The sequence below is a fragment of the Legionella worsleiensis genome, assembly GCF_001467535.1.
Lineage (GTDB): Bacteria > Pseudomonadota > Gammaproteobacteria > Legionellales > Legionellaceae > Legionella > Legionella worsleiensis.
Map to the genome: position 1 here is coordinate 53,484 of NZ_LNZC01000031.1, position 1,396 is coordinate 54,879.

Consider the following 1,396-nt stretch of genomic DNA (forward strand, 5'->3'; position numbering starts at 1 on the left):
ACATACCATTACCGCCATTAACGGTACAGCCATCGCTGTAGGCGGAAGTGTGGCTGTGGCTAACGGCAGTGTGTTGCTCAATGCCGACGGTACTTTAAGTTTTAGCCCAGCCGCTAATTTCAATGGAACTACTGATTTTACGTATACCGTGACTTCTGGTGGAACGACGGAAACTGCAACGGTAAGTTTGACCGTTAATGCGGTGAATGATGCGCCAGTGAACAGCGTGTCTGGCGCACAAACTCTGAGTGAAGACGCCAATCAAGTGTTCAGCTCTGCCAATGGCAATGCCTTGAGTGTGGCCGATATTGACAGTGCGGTGGTGACGACTACGGTTTCTGTATTGCACGGCAGCTTAACCGCTCTGGCTACGGCTGGCGTGACCATCAGCAACAACGGCACAGGCTCTGTTACCTTGAGTGGTTCTCCTGCAGCAATCACTGCGGCTTTAGACGGCTTAAGCTACAGTCCAGTGGCGGATTACCACGGTTCCGATACCTTGACCATGAGTACTACAGACAGTGCTTTATTGGATAGCGATACCGTAGGCATTACCATTAATCCTGTAGTGGATATTGTCGATGATGCTTTTGCGACCAATGAAGACACCGCTGTGACTCTTGACGTGAATGCAAACGACAGTTTTGAAAATGCCGGTCATACCATTACCGCTATTAACGGTACAGCGATAGCAGTAGGCGGTTCTGTCAATGTTGTGAATGGAACGGTTCTTTTGAATGCCGATGGTACCCTAAGCTTTACACCTGCTGCTGATTTTAATGGTGTGACTGATTTTACCTACACCGTGACTTCTGGTGGAACAACAGAAACGGCTACCGTTACTATGACGGTGAATGCGGTGAACGATGCGCCAGTGAACAGCGTGTCTGGCGCACAAACGTTGAGTGAAGACGCCAATCAAGTGTTCAGCTCCGCTAATGGCAATGCCTTGAGTGTGGCCGATATTGACAGTGCGGTGGTGACGACTACGGTTTCTGTACTGCACGGCAGTTTGACGGCTGTTGCAACTGCAGGCGTGACCGTCAGCAACAACGGCACAGGCTCTGTTACCTTGAGTGGTTCTCCTGCAGCAATCACTGCGGCTTTAGATGGCTTAAGCTACAGTCCAGTAGCGGATTACCACGGTTCTGATACCTTGACCATGAGCACTACTGACGGTGTGCTGCTCGACAGCGATACCGTAGGCATTACCATTAATCCTGTAGTGGATATTGTCGATGATGCTTTTGCGACCAATGAAGACACGGCTGTGACTCTTGACGTGAATGCGAACGATACCTTTGAAAATGCCGGTCATACCATTACTGCGATTAACGGTACGGCCATCGCTGTAGGTGGTTCTGTCAATGTTGTGAATGGAACGGTTCTTTTGAAT

Annotated in this window: 1 protein-coding gene; it reads left to right on the top strand. The window is 49.6% G+C overall.

Annotated features, from left to right (window positions below; genetic code table 11):
* A partial coding sequence (locus Lwor_RS12085) for a beta strand repeat-containing protein (protein WP_193786621.1) occupies positions 1-1,396 on the top strand: 1,396 nt, incomplete at both ends.